The 17206-nt window shown below is 71.7% G+C and carries 18 protein-coding genes; 4 read left to right on the top strand and 14 right to left on the bottom strand.

The features are described 5' to 3' along the window. The 14 genes from KDK95_RS24915 to KDK95_RS24850 all read right to left on the bottom strand — a co-directional run. Positions 1–227 (bottom strand): hypothetical protein (locus tag KDK95_RS24915; RefSeq protein ID WP_212520708.1); only part of this gene is annotated, 227 nt, incomplete at its 3' end. Positions 228–389: 162 nt separating this feature from the next. Beyond that, positions 390–1163, bottom strand: a complete 774-nt coding sequence (locus KDK95_RS24910) for an alpha/beta hydrolase (RefSeq protein WP_212520707.1) — start codon at positions 1161–1163, stop codon at positions 390–392. 9 nt (positions 1164–1172) lie between these two features. Beyond that, complete coding sequence (gene nfi, locus KDK95_RS24905; protein WP_212520706.1) at positions 1173–1904, bottom strand: deoxyribonuclease V; 732 nt, start codon at positions 1902–1904, stop codon at positions 1173–1175. Positions 1905–2046: 142 nt separating this feature from the next. Then, positions 2047–2715 carry an urease accessory protein UreD gene (locus KDK95_RS24900; RefSeq protein WP_212520705.1) on the bottom strand — a complete coding sequence of 223 codons (669 nt, stop codon included), beginning with the start codon at positions 2713–2715 and terminating at the stop codon, positions 2047–2049. Next, on the bottom strand, positions 2712–3449 hold the full coding sequence (gene ureG, locus KDK95_RS24895; RefSeq protein WP_212520704.1) for an urease accessory protein UreG: 738 nt from the start codon (positions 3447–3449) through the stop codon (positions 2712–2714). The genes KDK95_RS24900 and ureG overlap by 4 nt, the downstream gene beginning before the upstream one ends. Further along, complete coding sequence (locus KDK95_RS24890; protein WP_212520703.1) at positions 3439–4125, bottom strand: urease accessory protein UreF; 687 nt, start codon at positions 4123–4125, stop codon at positions 3439–3441. Before KDK95_RS24890 ends, ureG begins: the two co-directional genes overlap by 11 nt. 120 nt (positions 4126–4245) lie before the next feature. Further along, the gene (locus KDK95_RS24885) at positions 4246–4842 is read right to left on the bottom strand and encodes a nucleotidyltransferase family protein (RefSeq protein WP_212520702.1); all 597 of its coding nucleotides are present in this window, start codon (positions 4840–4842) and stop codon (positions 4246–4248) included. A gap of 5 nt (positions 4843–4847) precedes the next feature. Then, positions 4848–6482 (bottom strand): helix-turn-helix domain-containing protein, encoded by a 1635-nt coding sequence (locus KDK95_RS24880; RefSeq protein ID WP_212520701.1) that lies wholly within the window; start codon positions 6480–6482, stop codon positions 4848–4850. A gap of 62 nt (positions 6483–6544) precedes the next feature. Beyond that, positions 6545–7057, bottom strand: coding sequence for a YcxB family protein (locus KDK95_RS37875; protein WP_212520700.1), 513 nt, complete (start codon positions 7055–7057; stop codon positions 6545–6547). A gap of 145 nt (positions 7058–7202) precedes the next feature. Further along, complete coding sequence (locus KDK95_RS24870; RefSeq protein ID WP_212520699.1) at positions 7203–8063, bottom strand: XdhC family protein; 861 nt, start codon at positions 8061–8063, stop codon at positions 7203–7205. After that, complete coding sequence (gene pucD, locus KDK95_RS24865) at positions 8056–10470, bottom strand: xanthine dehydrogenase subunit D (RefSeq protein ID WP_212520698.1); 2415 nt, start codon at positions 10468–10470, stop codon at positions 8056–8058. Before pucD ends, KDK95_RS24870 begins: the two co-directional genes overlap by 8 nt. Beyond that, a complete protein-coding gene (locus KDK95_RS24860; protein WP_212520697.1) occupies positions 10467–11843 on the bottom strand; it encodes an 8-oxoguanine deaminase in 1377 nt (458 codons plus the stop codon). The genes pucD and KDK95_RS24860 overlap by 4 nt, the downstream gene beginning before the upstream one ends. Then, complete coding sequence (locus KDK95_RS24855; RefSeq protein WP_212520709.1) at positions 11840–12349, bottom strand: (2Fe-2S)-binding protein; 510 nt, start codon at positions 12347–12349, stop codon at positions 11840–11842. Before KDK95_RS24855 ends, KDK95_RS24860 begins: the two co-directional genes overlap by 4 nt. Before the next feature lie 11 nt (positions 12350–12360). Next, positions 12361–13206, bottom strand: coding sequence for an FAD binding domain-containing protein (locus KDK95_RS24850; protein ID WP_212520696.1), 846 nt, complete (start codon positions 13204–13206; stop codon positions 12361–12363). Between the two features lie 243 nt (positions 13207–13449). Between KDK95_RS24850 and KDK95_RS24845 the strand changes: the two genes are divergently transcribed. The 4 genes from KDK95_RS24845 to KDK95_RS24830 all read left to right on the top strand — a co-directional run bounded on the left by KDK95_RS24845 (position 13450) and on the right by KDK95_RS24830 (position 17142). Further along, complete coding sequence (locus KDK95_RS24845) at positions 13450–14379, top strand: ABC transporter ATP-binding protein (protein ID WP_212520695.1); 930 nt, start codon at positions 13450–13452, stop codon at positions 14377–14379. Next, positions 14376–15224, top strand: a complete 849-nt coding sequence (locus KDK95_RS24840; protein ID WP_212520694.1) for a DUF2705 family protein — start codon at positions 14376–14378, stop codon at positions 15222–15224. The genes KDK95_RS24845 and KDK95_RS24840 overlap by 4 nt, the downstream gene beginning before the upstream one ends. A gap of 150 nt (positions 15225–15374) precedes the next feature. Next, positions 15375–16316: an ABC transporter ATP-binding protein gene (locus KDK95_RS24835; RefSeq protein ID WP_212520693.1), complete on the top strand. Its 942-nt coding sequence runs from the start codon at positions 15375–15377 to the stop codon at positions 16314–16316. After that, entirely contained in the window at positions 16303–17142 is an 840-nt protein-coding gene (locus tag KDK95_RS24830; protein WP_212520692.1) for an ABC-2 transporter permease family protein, read from the top strand. Before KDK95_RS24835 ends, KDK95_RS24830 begins: the two co-directional genes overlap by 14 nt. Positions 17143–17206: the final 64 nt, after the last annotated feature.

Genomic DNA, 17206 nt, shown 5'->3' with positions numbered 1-17206 from the left:
GGGGTGGCGGGAATCCGTATTACGGGGCTGGGCAGCAGGTGCAGCCCGGCGGGCAGTATGGGCAGCCGGGCGGCCAGTATGGGCAGCAACCGCAGTTCGGGCAGCCCCAGCAGCCGCAGTTCGGGCAGCCGCAACCTCAGCAGAATCCGTACGGGCAGCCGCCGCCGCAAGGGGGCTATCCGCCTCAGGGTGGGCAGTACGGGCAGCAGAATCCGTACTCGGGCCACTGATCCAGCGATCGACAGCGCCGGTGCCGCTCACGCTTGGTGCGTGAGCGGCACTTGCGCGTGCGGGGGCGGCACCGGGCGCGTGCGGGGGCGGCACTTGCGCGTGCGTCAGCGGCGCTAGCGACTGCGTGAGCGCACCGGCGCCTGGCTGCAGAGCCGGGCTTACGCCGTGTACTTTTCGGCGGGGCCGTCGCAGCCGTCGTACTCCTGGGGGAGGGGGGCGGCGGCCGGGTTCACCGAGCGGACGATTTCGTCTAGGACGATGCGGACGTACTTCTCGCCGACCCACAGGTGCTTGGCGCCGTCTACGGCGATGAGGTCGCAGCCGCGCGACTTGGCCTCGGGGGTCAGGAGGGGGGCGAAGCGGGTGCGGGCTTCGGCGGGCTTGAGGTAGTCGTCGTGCTCGGGGACGAGGATCTTGACCGGCTTGCCGGAATCGGCCCAGCGGGCGATCTCGGCGTCGCCGGCGCGGTGGAGGGGCGGGGAGAGCAGGATGGCGCCCTGGATGTGGGGCTCGCAGCCGTACTTCAGGGTGAGCTCGGTGCCGAAGCTCCAGCCGACCAACCAGGGGTTGGGCAGGTCGCGGTGGTCGGCGAAGTCGATCGCGGCGGCGACGTCGTGCTGCTCGGCGATGCCGTCGCCGAAGGCGCCTTCGCTGGTTCCTCGGGCCGAGGTGGTGCCTCGGGTGTTGAAGCGGAGGACTGCGAGATCCGCCAGTGCGGGCAGCCGCCAGGCCGCCTTGCGGTAGACGTGGCTGTCCATCATGCCCGCGTGCGTGGGCAGCGGGTGCAGGGTGACGAGCGTGGCCACCGGCGGGCGGCCGTGCGGCGGCAGGGCCAGCTCGCCGACCAGGGTCAGGCCGTCGGCGGTCTTGAGCTCGATGTCCTCGCGGTGGGCGGGGAGGATCGTGTGGGCGGTGATCTCGGTGCTCGTCACTCGTCCAGGTTAGTTCACCGGGTGAGCCGGCCCGGTAACCAGTCCGGTAGCCAGTCCGGTAGCCAGTCCGGCCGCCAGCGCTCGGCGGGAGGCTTGGTCGGAGGTGCGGGTCGTCTCGGGGAGGCGGTATTCGGGGGCTAGGCGCAAGGCGAGGCCTGTGGCGACGTCTAGCGCGATGCGATGACCTGTGGATACGAAGACGGGCTTGATCTTCGGCTGGGTGCGCAGGACGCGGCCGATGACCTCTCCCCCGTCGACCAGGTCGGAACTGTCGCCGCGGGCCTGGCCGGGCTCGTCGAAGGTGCCGATGAAGGCGGTCTTCGCGACGCCGAACGTGGGGACGTCGGTGAGCACGCCGAGGTGGCACGCCAGGCCGAAGCGGCGCGGGTGGGCCAGGCCGTAGCCGTCGCAGACGAGCAGGTCGGGTACGTGGATGAGCTTGCCGAGCGCGTCGAGCAGGGCCGGGATCTCGCGGAACGCCAGCAGGCCGGGGATGTAGGGGAAGTCGACGGAGCGCAGGGCGGTGGCCGTTTCGACGACGGTCAGGGTCTCGGCGTCGAGGACGGTCACGGCACCGGCTACGCAGGACTCATCGACGGCGTAGGCGACGTCGAGGCCTGCGATCCAGCGGAGCGGCTCCGGCGCGGCGCCTTGGGTCTGGACGAGCGGGCGGAGGCGGTCCTGTTCGGCTACCGCGTCAGCTTCTGTGGCGGGGGCAGCGGGGAACGGTTCTAGCTTCACGGTCCCGCAGCCTACGGGAGTGGGCAGGGAGGGGTCCGGCGGCCGCCGGCAGGCACCGTCCCGCAGCCTACGGGAGTGAGCGAGGAGGGATACGGCGGCCGGCGGGCACAGGTACCGCAGCCCGCGGCCGCCGACCCGCGGCCTACGTGAAGGTGTGGGACAGGTCGGGGAGGTCGGCTCCGGAGAAGGCGAGTTTGATCGTGGGGCGGTGCTCGCCTTTGGTGAATTCGACGGTCAGGGTCACGCGGCGGTAGCCGGCGGTGCCGGCCGGGCCGAGGGAGCCGGGGTAGCGGGGGCCGACAGCGAATTCGTGGTCGAAGACGACGCGGCCGGCGCGGGTGATGCGGGTGCGGGAGCGGACCGAGCCCGGACCCTCGTCGTCGCGGCCTAGGACTACATCCTCGCGCCAGGTGAGCTCGGCGTCCTCGGCGAGGTCGAGGCTGGCGAGGACGGCGTGGTTGGCGCCGCGGGCGGCGATGAGGGGTTCGGGGGCCCAGTCGAGTCGTGCGCCGGAGCCCACGCGCACGTCGAAGGCGAGGGTGGACTGGGCGCCGCCGGGGCCGGGCAGCGCGAGGGTGGCCGCCATGCTGCGGACCTGGACCTTCGCGCCCTCGCCGATCTCCACGCGGTACGCGAGGTCGTCGCCGCCGATCGGGCCCGCCGTGCCGCCCATCAGGTGGATCCGGGCGGTGTCCAGGCCGTCCGGGTGCGCGGCGCGTCTGAGCAGGAGCGGGGTCTCGCCGGCGAGCGTGGTCAGGCTGGTGGTGCCGTCCTGCTCGGCGCGGGCCACGATGCGGGCGCGGGCCTTCACGCGGCCGCCGGGCTTCTGTGCTCGACGATCAGTCCCCTGACCCAGTCGGCGACGGCGGGCGCGCCGGGGTGCTCGCTGAGGGAGGTGAACAGCGTGGGCAGCGGCGTCTCGCGGACGATGCCGCCCGGGCCGGCGGCGCGCTGGGCCGCGGCGTCGCGGCGCATCACCTCGAGGTCGGCGGGCACGTGCGGCGCGAGATCGGTCTTGTTGACGACGAGGAGGTCGGCGGACGTGATGCCGAGGCCCCCCTTGCGCGGCAGCCGCTCCCCCGCGGCGACGTCGATCACGAATATCTGCCGGTCGATCAGACCCCTGCTGAAGGTCGCGCTCAGGCTGCCGCCACCGCTTTCGATGAGTACCAGGTCGAGCGGGTCCAGGGCCGCCTCAAGAGATTCGACCGCCTCCAGGTTGGCGGCGATGTCGTCGCGGATCGCCGCGTGCGGGCTGCCGCCGGTCTGCACGGCGGTGATCCGTTCGGCGTCGAGCGAGCCGCGTTCGACGAGGAAGGCCGCGTCTTGCGCGGCGTGCGCGTCGTTGGTGACCACGGCGATCGACAGCTCCTCGCCCAGGGTTCGGCACAGCGCCGCGACCAGGGATGTCTTGCCGGCGCCGACAGGTCCGCCGACGCCGATCCGCAGGGTGCCGCGCCGAGCGGGCGCCTCGGGGATCTCAGGGGTCTCCCCCGCCTCAGGGGTCTCCCTCGCCTCGGGGGTCTTCGCGGCCTTAGCTGGCATAGAGACGCGCCTCCCAGGTGGCATGGTCCTCGGCGGCGAGGTCGAGCAGCGGGGAGCCGAGCGCGGGCAGCATGCTGAAATCGTTCTTGAGCTGGGCCATCCGGGCCAGGGTCAGGGCCTTGGACGCGGTCCGGTCGGCAGGCGGGGCCAGCTTCGCGAGCACGCCGGAGACCTCGCCGGGGTCGAGGCCCAGGAGGCGGATCGCCGCGTCGGCCGGGACCGTGATCGCGCCCTGCACCGCGCACAACGCCGCGTCCTCCGGCGCGATCCCGGCGGCCGCGCAGACCACGCCGAGTACGACGGGGTGGTGCGAGCCCCCGTCCGGCGTTGCGGCGAGCAGGTTGAGACGCGGTACAGGCCAGGTGGTTCGGGCCGTGCGCAGCAGCTGCTTGCCGAGACGGCGCGATGCGGTCCGGAGCGCGGGCGAGAGCAGGCGGATGTCGTACTCGTGGTCGAGTTCGGCCAGCGTCTCGGCGTTCTCGCAGTGGCACGCGGCGGCCGCGAACGATGCGGCGACCAGCGCGGCCGTGTGCAGGCGCCCGGTTAGGAACGCGTGCAGGGTGGCCGTGTCATGCACCCGACCCGCCGCGACGGCGGATTCGAGGCCGCCGGAGTGTGCGTGTGCGCCTGCCGGGAATCTCGAGTCGGCGAGCAGGAGCAGCGCGGATCGCGTCATGTGAAATATGGGCATCGTTGAGTGGGTAGGACGGCGTCGGTGTCCTTCATATCAGCTTTGCTACGGTCGTGCACCGCGCTGTGAGAACGATTTCCGTCACACCCGGGACGTCCTCGGATCTCAGCCGGGCGCGGCGAGGTCCTCGGGCCGGTCGAGGTCGCGCGGATCGGCCACGGCGTCGCAAGGTACGAGGATGAGCTCGTCCTGATGGGCCTGAAGGTACGCGCGTGCTCCGATGTCTCCGGAGAGCGTCGGGCGCAGTGCTTCCCAGTGCGCGCGGCCGATCAGGACGGGGTGGCCGCGCCCGGTTTCGTAGACCGCGGCGGCCAGCACTCCGCCGTCGTCACGGCCGCGGCCCGCGCTGAGCACCGCGGCGACCGCGTTGGCGGTGATGTAGGGCTGGTCGACGAGCAGCACGAGCGCGGCTGACGCTTCGGGCTCGGCGGCCTCGACCGCGTCCAGGCCCGCGCGCAGCGAGCCGCCCATGCCCTCGGCCCACGCCTCGTTCACGACGACGAAGGCCCCGGCGGCCTCGGCGTGCGCGGTGGCCCGCTCGATCTCCGCACCGACGACCGCGCACACCCGATCGCAGCCCCCCGCGAAGGCGGTCCGGACGGCGCGGGTGATCAGCGGAGTACCCCGGAAGTCGAGGTTCGCCTTCGGGCCGCCCATCCGGCTCCCGGCCCCGGCGGCGAGCACGATGCCGACGACGCTCATCCGCGTCACCGGGCCCGCAGCGCGAGGAAGAGGTCCACCTGGTCCTCCAGCCTGGTCGGATCGCGGCCGGTCAGCTCGGCGATCCTGGCGATCCGATATCGCAGCGTGTTGACGTGGATGTGCAGTTGCGCCGCGCAGCGGCTCCAGGATCCTGAGCACTGCAGGAAGACGTCGAGGGTCTCCTCCAGGGCGGCGTGGTGCCGGTCGTCGTGGGCGCGCAGCGGGCCGAGCAGCCGGTTCACGTAGCCCGCGCGCAGCTCGTCGGGGACGTGCGCGAGCAGCGCCTCGTGCGTGGCGAGGTCGGTGTGCCCGGCGACGCGGAGCCGTTCTCGGTCGCGAGCGGCGAGGCCGAGGGCGTATCCGGCCTCGCGCACGGCGGCGGGAAGCGCGGTCGCCGTCGTCACCAGGTCGCTGACCCCGACGCGGACCCGGTCCAGGCCGAGCGCGGGCCCGATGGCCTTCAGCCGCGCGGTCAGCCGCTCGACGGCGTCGCCGTCGTCCTTCGGCTCGCCGACGATGCCGACCGCGCGCCCGTCCGGCAACGCGGCGGCGGGCAACGGCTTCGTACCCTGCGGATCGTCGATCAGGGCCCGCAGTACCCGGATCGCCGGGTTGTTCCCCTCGACGGTGACGGCCACGACGCGCAGCCCGTCGACCGCGGAGAGCCCGACCGGGCGCAGCCGCGCCACGATCTCGGCGACCGGCCCCTCCTGCGCGACGAGCTGGGCGAGGTCCTGCCCGAGCTGGCGCAGCGGTTCGCGTGCTTCGGCGAGCCACTGGCGTTCCGCGCTGAGCAGCCGCGCGGCGCCGCGGGCCACGTCGCGGCGCTGCGGCGGCCAGTTCCGCGAGTCGCCCTCGAAGACGACGTACCAATCGTCGACCGGCGTCGGGGAGTCGCCGCTGACGGTGAAGACGCTGTAGCTCTCGCCGCGGTACTCGACCCGTCGCTCCGGCAGCGCGGCCGTGCGCACCGCCTCGCGGGTGAGGACGTGGACGAGCTGCGGCACGACGGTCATCCCCGGCTCGACGAGCACGTCGCCGGCCGCGCTGATCAGCAGCCCTTCGAGCCCTGACTCTGCGGCGATCAGCTCGAGGATCCCGCTCACTCCGCGCCGCGCGCCCGCGCCGAGCAGGCGGCGATGCCGGGCCAGCAGTTCGCCGGTGTCGTGCGCGCGCAGCTCGGAGGTGCGGCGGGAGAACCACTCGCTCAGCTCGGCGAAGGAGAGCCGTCCGGGCACGTGCAGCAGCGGGACGTTGTGCCGGGTGCAGGCGGCGACCAGGTCAGGCGGAAGCTCCTCGTCGGTGGTGTCACCTGCGGCGATGGCCGCCGCGTGGCCCTCGGCGACGGCCGCGACGAAGCGCTCGGCGGAGGCGGCAGAGGCGGAGGCGGCATCGTCAGCGTCCTCAGACCCGACGTCCGTGGCAGCCGCCCTCACCGGGCCTGAAGACGCGTGCCGACGCAGATCTGAGGACGCACGCCACAGCAAACCCGTGACGACCAGCTCGCCGCCGCGCAGGTAGCGGCTCGGCTCGGGCAGGTCGGTGACCATGACCGAGCGCACCTCACGGTCCAGCCCGGCTTGCCCGGTCACCAGGAGAAGACCGAGCTCGGCGCTGTCGACCAGATCACGCAGCCGCATAGTGCGGCTACGGTACCGCGCATTTGTTGCGGGAGGTCGCAAGTTCCTGGCGCGGCTCGCTGCTAGCGCTTGCGCTGCTTGTACGCCTTGCCGGACCACTCGCGCAGCGCGAGCGCGAACTGCTCGGCCTGGTCGGCCGGGACCGCCTGCTTGGGGATGATGAAGCCCTCGGACTTCTTGCCCGCCGTGATCACCCAGGCGCCGGGCCGGTCGAGCACGCTGCTCACCTTGCCCCAGCTGTACCCCTTGGCCGTGCCCGCGCCGCCGTACCGGATCCCGTCGTCGGCGAACTTCACCCGAGCCGTCCCGGCCAGCCGCGCCGCGTTGGCGCGCATCTTCCGCGGCAGGTGCACATACGCGTACACGAGCATGATCAGCGCGTACAGCCCGAGCAGCGCCGCCGGCATCCACATCTTGGGCCGGTCGCCCTGCAGGTAGAACGCGAGGCAGACGCCCGCGCCCACCACCATGAGGGCCGCGGTGTAGAGGCTGTTCTTCCGCTCGGAGCGCAGTCCGAGCTCGCTGGTCACTTCGTCGGCGCCCAGCTCGAACTCGACGGTTATGGGTTCGGCCACGAGCAGAAATCTTAGGGGGAAGTGTCAAGACCCGGCGCGGACGCGGCCAAGGGAGGCGGGGTGCGCTCGGCCCACGCGGTAACCAGCGGCCCGAGCACACCCACACCGGCGAAGCACAGGCCGAGCAGTAGCCGCCAGCAGGCGCTCAGCCGTGGTGGATCGGCCCGTCGGTCTCGCTCAGGGGGCGGCCGGAGCCGCCGCGGGTGACGGCGATGATCTCGGCGAGGATGGAGACGGCGACCTCCTCGGGGGTGTGGGCGCCGAGGTCGAGGCCGATCGGGGAGCGGAGGCGGGCGAGGTCGGCCGGGGGGACGCCGAGGTCCTGGAGGCGGGCCAGCCGGTGGGCGCAGGTGCGGCGGGAGCCGATGGCGCCGACGAAGGCGACCGGCATGCGGAGGGCTTCGCGCAGGACGGGGACGTCGAAGCGCTCGTCGTGGGTGAGGACGCAGATGGCTGTGCGGGCGTCGGTCGGGGTCTCGACGAGGTACTTGTGCGGCCAGCTGACGACGACCTCGTCGGCCCACGGGTAGCGCTCGCGGGTGGCGAAGATGGGGCGGGCGTCGCAGACGGTGACGTGGAAGTCGAGGAGTCTGCCCATCTTCACGAGGGCGTCGGTGAAAGCCACGGCGCCGAAGATGAGGAGGCGCGGCGGCTCGGAGGGCTCAGGCACCGGGGAGTTCTCCAGCCGGGGGTCGACGCGGCGGGCCTCGATGGTGATCTCGCCGCCGCAGACGAGGGCGGGGGCCAGGTCGTCCTCGTCGGTGTCGGAGTACGTCTCGCGCAGCGGGCCCTCGGACGCGCTGCCGAGGACGCGGAGGCAGAGGTCGTAGACCGCGGCGTCGACGCAGCCGCCGGAGACGCTGCCGACCGCGCGGCCGGTGCCGTCCACGGCGAAGGCCGGTCCTATGTCGCGCGGGGTGCTGCCGCGCGCGTCGACGATGGTGGCCAGAGCGTACGGACTGCCGCTGGTGTGCCAGGCCTCGATGTGGTCGGTGAGGTCAGACATCTTCTTCACCGCCCTCGTCGCCGTACCCTTCAACGAGGGCGATCTGCTCGGGGCGTAACGGGATTCGGCGCAGCGGGCGGCCGCATGCGGCGCGGACCGCGGCGACGATCGCCGGGGTCGACGAGAGCGTCGGCGGCTCGCCGGCGCCGCGCAGTCCGTAGGGCGAGTTGGGGTCGGCGAACTCGAGGATGCGCATGTTGAGCGGCGGCATGTCGAGGATCGTCGGGATTAGGTAGTCGGTGAAGGACGGGTTGCGGACCAGGCCGTCGCGGGTCTGGATCTCCTCCATCAGGGCGAGGCCGAGGCCCTGGGCCGTGCCGCCCTGGATCTGGCCTTCGAGCGAGAGCCGGTTGAGGATCTTGCCTACGTCCTGGACTACATCCATCTGCACTACATGGACGAGGCCCAGTTCCACGTCCACGTCGACGACGGCACGATGGGCGGCCATCGCGAACTGGACGTGCGAATCCCCTTGGCCGGTCTCGGGATCGAGGGGATTCGTGCGGCGGTGATGGTACTCGCGGGTGGCCTCGACGACGTCGGTGCCGAGTACGTCGCTCAGTCGGGCCAGCAGGCGGGCGCCCGTCGCGACGCCGGCGCCGAGGTGCAGCGCGCCGTCGGCGAGGTGGATGTCGGACCACGACTCGTCGTCCGATAGCAGCTCGGGGAACTTCCGCCGGGCCAGTTCGATGACTTCCATGCGGACGGCTTCGCATGCCGTCTTCACCGCGCCGCCGGTCATGTAGGACTGGCGGGACGCGGACGACGAGCCGGCCGAGCCGACCTGCGTATCCGCCGGCAGGACGACCGCGTGGTCCACGCCGAGTTCGGTGCGCGCGATCTGGGCCTGCAGAGTGACGAGGCCCTGGCCGACCTCGGCCGCCGCGGTATGCACGGAGGCGATCGGCTCACCGCCGGAGATCTCCAGGCGCACGCGCGCGGTGGAGAAGTCGTCGAAGCCTTCCGAGTAGCAGATGTTCTTGATGCCCACGCCGTAGCCGACCCCTCGGCGCACGCCCTCGCCTCTGGTCGTGTTCCCGTATCCGCCCGGCGGCAGCTCCCACCGCTCCCCCGGCACCCGCGTCCTGGGCTCCGGCTCCCCCGGCTCCGGCAGGCTCGGCTCCGGCGGCATCGGCATCGTGACCAGTTCGTCGAGGATCTCGCGCAGCGGCGCCGGGCCCTCGATCCGCTGGCCGGTCGGGAGGATCGAACCCTCCTTCACCGCGTTGATCCGGCGGATCTCGACGGGGTCCATACCGAGCGCGGCCGCGACCTCGTCCATCTGCGACTCGTAGGCGAAGCAGGCCTGGACTGCCCCGAAGCCGCGCATCGCTCCGCACGGCGGGTTGTTGGTATAGAGGCCGTAGGCCTCGATGAGCACGTCGTCGCACTCGTACGGCCCGATGCCGAGCGACGCCGCGTTGCCGACGACCGCGTCCGTCGTCGAGGCGTACGCGCCGCCGTCCAGCAGGAGCTGCGCCTTGGCGTAGACCAGGCGGCCGTCCGCGTCGGCGGCGTGCGTGTACTTCATCAGGGCCGGGTGCCGGTGGACGTGGCCGAAGAACGATTCCCTGCGGTCGTAGACCATCTTGACCGGCCGCTTCGTCCGCAGCGCCAGCATCGAGGCGTGGATCTGCATCGACAGGTCCTCGCGGCCGCCGAACGCGCCGCCCACGCCCGCGAGCGTGAGCTGCACCTTTTCCGGCGGCAGCGCGAGGCAGGGGGCCATCTGCTCCTGGTCCACGTGCAGCCACTGGGTCGCGACGTGCAGGTCGACGCCGCCGTCCTCGGTCGGTATGGCGAGGCCCGATTCGGGTCCGAGGAAGGCCTGGTCCTGCATGCCGACCTCGTATTCGCGGGTGACGACCACGGCCACGCGATCCTGGAGATCCGCGGCGTCCGGGTTCCCCCGCCGAACCGGCTGGTAGCGCACGATGTTGTCGGCGCGGTCCGCGTGCACGCGCGGGCTCTCGGCGTCGAACGCGGCGCGGCGCATGTCGGAGACCGGCTCGAGGACCTCGTATTCGACGACGATCGCCTTCGCCGCGCGCCGCGCCGTGTCCAGGTCGTCGGCTGCGACGACGGCGACCGGCTCGCCGTGATAGCGCACTTCGTCGATGGCGAGGACCGGGCAGTCGTCCGCGATCAGGCCGTACGTCTTCTTGCCGGGGATGTCGGCACTGGTCAGCACGGCGTGGACGCCGGCCATCGCCGCCGCGGCCGAGGTGTCGATGCGCACGATCCGGGCGCGCGGGTGCGGGCTGCGGAGGGTCGAGCCGTAGAGCATGCCCTCGGCCCACAGGTCCGAGGAGTACGCGAACTCGCCGGTGACCTTGAGCGTGCCGTCGGGTCGGAGCGGGCTGCCGCCGATGCCCTTGTGCACGGGGGTGGAGGTGGTGACGGTCATCGGTCTGCCTCCATCATCCGCAGGTGGGCGGCCCGGGCGTCGCGCGCGAGTTCGGCGGCGTCCACGGTCCGCAGTTCGCCGTCCTCGACCACGGTCTCGCCGTGCACGGTCAGCAGCTTGAGGGGCGCGGGAGGGCCGAAGACGAGCGCGGCGACCGGATCGGTGATGTCGGCGTGGCCGAGCCCGTCCAGCTTCCACAGCGCGATGTCGGCGCAGTAGCCGGGAGCCAGCGAACCGATCTCGTCCTGGCGGCCGAGCACCTTGGCGCCTCCGGCCGTACCGAGGTAGAGGGCGGTTCGGGCGTCGAGGGAACGGTCGGCGGCTCCGGTCAGCGCCCGGTAGCGCGAGACGTAGACCGACTGCCGCAGCTCCTCGACGAGCATGCCGGATTCCTGGGACGCGGCTCCGTCCACGCCGAGGCCGACCGGCGCGCCCGCGTTCAGCAGGGCCTTGATCGGCGCGAGGCCGGCGCCGAGCCGGCCGTTCGAGCTGGGGCAGTGCGCCAGGCCGGTGCCGGTGGCGGCCATCCGAGCGATCGCGGCGTCGTCGAGGTGCACGCCGTGGGCGAACCAGACGTCCGCGCCCATCCAGCCGAGCGATTCGACGTACTCCGCGGGGGTGACCCCGAACTGCTCGCGGCAGTATGCGTCCTCTTCGACGGTCTCGGCGAGGTGCGTGTGCAGCCGGACGCCGAGCTCCCGCGCGAGCACGGCGGACTGCTTCATCAGCTCGTCGGTGACCGAGAAGGGCGAGCACGGCGCGAGCGCGATCCTGGTCAGCGAGCCGGGCGAGGGGTCGTGGTACCGCTCGACGGCCTCGGCGCTGGCGCTGAGGATCTCGTCGAGGTCCTCGACGACCGAGTCCGGCGGCAGTCCCCCGGCCGAGCGGCCGAGGTCCATCGAGCCGCGGGTCGCGTCAAGCCGGACGCCCACCTCCCGGGCGGCCCGGAGGGTGGCGCCGAGCAGGTCGCCGGAGCCGCGCGGGAAGACGTAGTGGTGGTCGGCCGAGGTGGTGCAGCCGCTGAGCGCCAGCCAGCCGAGCCCGGCCCGGGCCGCCGCCCGCACCGCCGGCTCGTCGATGCGGGCCCAGCGCGGATAGAGCTCGGTGAGCCAGCCGAACAGGGTGGCATCCCTGGCCAAACCCCGGAAGATCCACTGGTAGAGGTGGTGGTGCGAGTTTACGAGCCCGGGGGTGGCAAGGCACCCACTACCGTCCACCACCCGGGCTCCATCGTGCTGGAGGACCGGGGCAGCTCCGGGGCCCACCTGCACGATTCTGCCGTCGGAGACCACCACGTAACCGACGGCATACTCGGAACCGCGCCCGTCCACTGTAGCGACGGCGCAGTTCTCGATGACGAAGGTCCCGCTCATCCGCTTGCCCCCACCGACCGCCGCGGAACGTCCGGATCAGCGAGCGCCGCGCGAACGGCGTCGATCACCTTCTCGTATCCGGTGCAGCGGCACAGGTTCCCGGCCAGCGCTTCACGGACCTCGTCGTCATCGAGGTTTATGATTGTACGACCTCGGGCCCGCAATTGGAGGTCACGGACCACCATCAAAAATCCCGGGGTGCAGAACCCGCACTGCACCGCCCCGGCTGTGACGAAAGCCTGCTGCACCAGACTCAGTCCGTCCTCGTCAGCCAGGCCCTCGACGGTGCCGACCGCCGCGCCCTGCGCCTGGCCCGCGGCGACCAGGCAGGAACAAACCGGCGTCCCGTCGAGAAAGACGGTGCAGGAGCCGCACTCCCCCTGCTCGCAGGCGTTCTTCGCGCCGGGCAGCCCGAAGTGGTCGCGCAGCGCGCCCAGCAGCGACGTATTGGCGGGGACGTCCGTCGCCACCTGCCGTTTTCCGTTGAGCGTCAGCTCCAGGCGGATTCCCTTCCCGGTCACGCGCACCCCCTGATCCAGCCCAGCGCCCGCACGGCCAGCACCTCGAGGGCGTGCTTGCGGTACGACGCGGTGCCGCGCACGTCGTCGATGGGTTGAGCCGCCTGAGCCACCAGCTTTCCGAAGCGCGCCGCCGCGGCCTCGGAGACCTTCAGGGTGTCCCAGTCCAGTTCCCCGACGAGGAAGCGCTCGGCGGCCCGGGCGGCGAGCGGGGTCGGCCCGGCCGAGCCGATGCCGGTGCCGACGGTGCGCGCATCCAGGTCGAGGGCGATGGCGAACGAGCAGACGGCGATCACCATCGCGTTGCGCGTGCCGACCTTGGAGAACTGCTGCGGCCCGGCGGCGGTCGGGATGACCACGGCCCGGATCAGCTCGTCCGGCTCCAGGGCGCAGCGCTTGACGCCGGTGAAGAACCCGTCGACCGGGATCTTCCGCACACCGCGCTGGAAGGACTCGGCCTCGACCACGGCCCCGGTCGCGAGCAGCACCGGGTGCGCGTCGCCGGCCGGGGAGGCGGTGGCCAGGTTCCCGGCGACGGTGCCGCGGTTGCGGATCTGCGGCGAGCCGACCGTGCGCGCGGCCATGGCCAGCGCGGGCAGCCGGTCGGCGAGCTCCTCGATGACGCGGGTGTAGCTGACCCCGGCGCCGAGCTGCACGCTGCCGCCGACCACGTCCCAGTCCTTCAGCTCCCTGATCCGGCTCAGGTCGAGCAGCGCCTCGGGCCGGCGCAGGTCGAAGTTGAGCTCGACCATGACGTCGGTGCCGCCGGCGATCGGGGCCGCCCCGGGCCGTTCGGTCTTGATCCGCAGCGCGTCGGTCCAGCTGTCCGCCGTGATGAACTCCACGCGGCCCACTCCCTTCCACGGTTGCACCCAGTGAACAGCGCGGGCGGCAGCGTATCCATGGGTCGGAGCACCGAAGCCGCTCGGCGCGGCGACGCGCCGTTCTCGGAGGATCCTCCAGGTCCCTCTGAGGTAGCACCGGTCATCCGGGCGGACCATCCCAGGGGCGGACGACGCTCGTTCGGCGCACTGGCTACGGTGGGGGCCGTCCGTTTATGAGAACAAGCTCCGGGGAGTGGGCACACCATGATCGAGGCGGTAGGCCTCAGCAAGCGTTACGGGGACAAGCTGGCCGTGGACCGGCTCTCGTTCTCGGTGAAGCCCGGTCAGGTGACCGGGTTCCTCGGCCCGAACGGGGCCGGGAAGTCCACCACGATGCGGATGATCCTGGGCCTGGACGCCCCGACCTCCGGCACCGTCACCGTCAACGGCAAGCCGTTCCGCCAGGCCGCGCACCCGCTGCGCGAGGTCGGCGCCCTGCTCGACGCCAAGGCCGTGCACGGCGGCCGCAGCGCCTACAACCACCTGCTGTGCCTCGCGCAGACCAACAACCTGCCGAAGAAGCGGGTGGACGAGGTGCTCGGCCTGGTCGGCCTCGGCGGGGTGGCGAAGAAGCGCTCGAAGGGCTTCTCGCTCGGCATGGGCCAGCGGCTCGGCATCGCCGCGGCGCTGCTCGGCGACCCGAAGGTGCTGATGTTCGACGAGCCGGTCAACGGCCTGGACCCGGAGGGCATCCTCTGGATCAGGAACCTGATGAAGGCGCTGGCCGCCGAGGGCCGCACGGTGTTCGTCTCCAGCCACCTGATGAGCGAGATGGAGAACACCGCAGACCACCTGATCGTGATCGGCCGCGGCAAGCTCGTCGCGGACTGCACGGTCCAGGAGTTCATCGACAACAACTCCGAGCTCTCGATCCGGGTGCGCACCCCGCAGCTCGAGCAGCTCGGCGCGGTGCTGGCCGGCAAGGGCGGCACGGTCCGCGCGGACGGCGAGGACGCGCTGGTCGTGACGAAGCTCGGCATGGCCGAGATCGGCGACCTGGCCTTCGACAACCAGATCCGGGTGCACGAGCTCAGCCCGATCCAGGCCTCGCTGGAGCAGGCGTTCATGGAGCTGACCAAGGACAGCGTCGAGTACCACGCGGCCGTTCCGGCCGGCAAGGAGGCCGCAGCATGAGTACCGTGACCGACAAGGTGCCCGTGTTCGCCGGTCTGGCCCCGCTGCCCGAGGCCAAGGGCCGCGCCGGATTCGGCGGCGCGCTGCGCTCGGAGTGGACGAAGATCCGCTCGGTGAAGTCGACGCTCTGGACCCTGGCCGCGGCGATCGTCATCGGCGTGGGCATCAGCGCCCTGGGCAACTGGGGCCAGTCCTCGCACACCACCGAGACCGCGGTCGAGCTCGCGCACAAGGACCTGGTGCAGCGCACCATGTTCGGCATCATCCTCGGCCAGCTGGTCATGGTGGTCTTCGGCGCCCTCGCGGTGACCGCGGAGTACTCCACCGGGATGATCCGGACCAGCCTGTCCGCGCAGCCGCGGCGGCTGAACGTCTTCTTCGCGAAGCTCGTGATCGTCACGCTGGTGGCCTTCGTCGTCGGCGAGATCATCTCGTTCGCCTCGTTCTTCATCGGCGCGCACTTCTGGGCGACGAAGGGCGTCACGCTGACCCTGAGCACGCACGGCGCACTGCAGGCCGTCATCGGCGGCGGCCTCTACCTGGTCGGCGCGGCGCTGCTGGCCTTCGGCATCGGCGCGGCGCTACGGCACACGGCCGGCGCCATCACCCTCGGGGTGGCACTGCTGTTCGTGATCAACATCATCACGAACTTCATGCCGACCTCGTGGCAGAACGACATCGACAAGTGGCTGCCGTACAACGCCGGCAGCCAGGTCTGGGCGACGCAGCACGTGGCCGACGTCGGTACCTCGTTCAGCGCGTGGAGCGGCTTCGGGGTGTACATGGGCTACGCCGTGATCGCGCTGATCCTCGGCCTGTGGGTGTTCGAGCGGCGCGACGCGTAGCCGTCCGGTTTCCAGCAGGCCTCTTATACTGGTAGATTCGCGGATCCGAGGGCCCCTTCGACGGCGTGGGTAGACGCCGAGGGGGTCCTCGCCCTTTTCCCGCGCACGGCCGCGATCCGCGCAGTACCGTGGACGGGAGAGGGGGCACACATGATCGAAGTCAGGGACCTCGTCAAGAGATACGGCGACACGACCGCCGTCGACCACCTCAGCTTCGCGGTCGAGCCCGGCCGCATCACCGGCTTTCTCGGGCCGAACGGGGCCGGGAAATCGACGACGATGCGGCTGATCCTCGGGCTGGACCGGCCGAGCTCGGGCAGCGCGCTCATCGACGGCCTGCCCTACCGGGACCTGCGCGACCCGCTGCGCTACGTCGGCGCGCTGCTGGAGGCGCGGGCCGTGCACGGCGGGCGCAGCGCGTTCAACCACCTGCTCTACCTCGCGCAGACCCAGGGCGTGCCCAAGCGGCGGGTGTCCGAGGTGCTGGAGCTGGTCGGGCTCAGCGGGGTGGCCAAGAAGCGCACCAAGGGGTTCTCGCTGGGCATGGGCCAGCGGCTCGGCATCGCGGCGGCGCTGCTCGGCGACCCGAAGATCCTCATCCTGGACGAGCCGGTCAACGGGCTCGACCCGGAGGGCGTGCTGTGGGTCCGGCAGCTGCTCAAGGCGCTCGCCGGGGAAGGCCGGACGATCTTCGTCTCGAGCCACCTGATGAACGAGATGGCCGTGACCGCGGACCACCTGATCGTCATCGGGCGCGGCAAGCTGCAGGCGGACATGCCGGTCGGCCAGTTCATCGCGCAGTTCTCGGACACCGCCGTGCTGGTGCGCACGCCGGAGGCCGAGGCCCTGCGCGCGGCGGCCGGGGAACGCGGCTGGACGGTCGCGGACACGGACCTGGACGGCGCGCTGATCGTCACCGGGAGCACCGCGCCGGAGATCGGCGAGCTCGCGGCGGCGCGCGGCCTCGTGCTGCACGAGCTCACGCCGCAGCGTGCCTCGCTGGAAGAGGCGTACATGGAGCTCACGCGGGAGACCGGGGAGTTCGCGCACCGGCCCGCACCGGCTTGGGGAGGCGCAGATGGCCGCGCGTGACAGTGTCATGACCCCGATCGCGACGCGGGACGCGGGCACCGGGCACGCCCACTTCGGCCGGCTGCTGCTGGCCGAGTGGACGAAGATCCGCTCGGTGCGCTCGACCTACTGGTCGCTGATCGCGCTGATCATCGCCTTCCTGTTCTTCAGCTGGCTGTTCCCCTACCTGACGGTGGTGAACTGGAAGCAGGCCTCGCCGGAGCAGCAGGCGAACCTCTATCTGGACCCGATCGGCTCGATCACCGGCTCCGGACTGTTCATCGGCCAGCTCGCGGTCGCGGTGCTCGGCGTGATGGTGACGGCGAGCGAGTACTCGACCGGCATGATCCGCTCGACGCTGCTGGCCAGCCCGCACCGGGTGCGGATGCTGGCGGCCAAGTCGATCGTGTTCACGCTGCTGATCCTGGTGATCGGCGAGGTCATCGCGTTCCTCGGGTTCTTCATCGGGCGCCAGACCTTCAAGAGCCTGGTCTCGGTCGACCTGAACAGCGGGAACGTGCGCGAGGTGTTCGGCGTCGGGCTGTATCTCGCGATGCTCGGCCTGTTCGCGCTGGTCGTCGGCGCGCTGCTGCGGCACGTCGCGGGCGCGATCACCGGCATCGTGGCGCTGCTGCTGGTGATCAGCAACCTGATCCAGCTGATCCCCGGCCGGATCGGGAAGTACCTCTACACCTACGAGCCGACCAACGCGGGCTTCGTGATCACCGCGAAGCGGCTGCCGGACAACTTCCTGATCAGCTCGTGGCAGGGCTACGGCGTCTTCGCGCTGTGGACGGCCGTGCTCTGGGCGCTGGCCGCCTACCTGCTGGTACGCCGGGACGCGTGAGCCGGACCGCCGCGGCGTCCCCCTTAAGGCCTGCCCGAATGGTTGATTCCAGACTATTCGGGCA

It is taken from the genome of Actinospica acidithermotolerans (assembly GCF_018139625.1).
Lineage (GTDB): Bacteria > Actinomycetota > Actinomycetes > Streptomycetales > Catenulisporaceae > Actinospica > Actinospica acidithermotolerans.
This window is presented reverse-complemented; position numbering and strand designations above follow the sequence as displayed.

Bases quoted from the DNA above. Each gene is read 5' to 3' on its own strand.
- KDK95_RS24880 (WP_212520701.1), bottom strand. From the start codon at position 6,482: ATGCGGCTGCGTGATCTGGTCGACAGCGCCGAGCTCGGTCTTCTCCTG.
- KDK95_RS24845 (WP_212520695.1), top strand. From the start codon at position 13,450: ATGATCGAGGCGGTAGGCCTCAGCAAGCGTTACGGGGACAAGCTGGCC.
- KDK95_RS24885 (WP_212520702.1), bottom strand. From the start codon at position 4,842: ATGAGCGTCGTCGGCATCGTGCTCGCCGCCGGGGCCGGGAGCCGGATG.
- KDK95_RS24870 (WP_212520699.1), bottom strand. From the start codon at position 8,063: ATGTCTGACCTCACCGACCACATCGAGGCCTGGCACACCAGCGGCAGT.
- KDK95_RS24830 (WP_212520692.1), top strand. From the start codon at position 16,303: ATGGCCGCGCGTGACAGTGTCATGACCCCGATCGCGACGCGGGACGCG.
- ureG (WP_212520704.1), bottom strand. From the start codon at position 3,449: ATGCCAGCTAAGGCCGCGAAGACCCCCGAGGCGAGGGAGACCCCTGAG.
- pucD (WP_212520698.1), bottom strand. From the start codon at position 10,470: ATGACCGTCACCACCTCCACCCCCGTGCACAAGGGCATCGGCGGCAGC.
- KDK95_RS24860 (WP_212520697.1), bottom strand. From the start codon at position 11,843: ATGAGCGGGACCTTCGTCATCGAGAACTGCGCCGTCGCTACAGTGGAC.
- KDK95_RS24835 (WP_212520693.1), top strand. From the start codon at position 15,375: ATGATCGAAGTCAGGGACCTCGTCAAGAGATACGGCGACACGACCGCC.
- KDK95_RS24890 (WP_212520703.1), bottom strand. From the start codon at position 4,125: ATGACGCGATCCGCGCTGCTCCTGCTCGCCGACTCGAGATTCCCGGCA.
- KDK95_RS24840 (WP_212520694.1), top strand. From the start codon at position 14,376: ATGAGTACCGTGACCGACAAGGTGCCCGTGTTCGCCGGTCTGGCCCCG.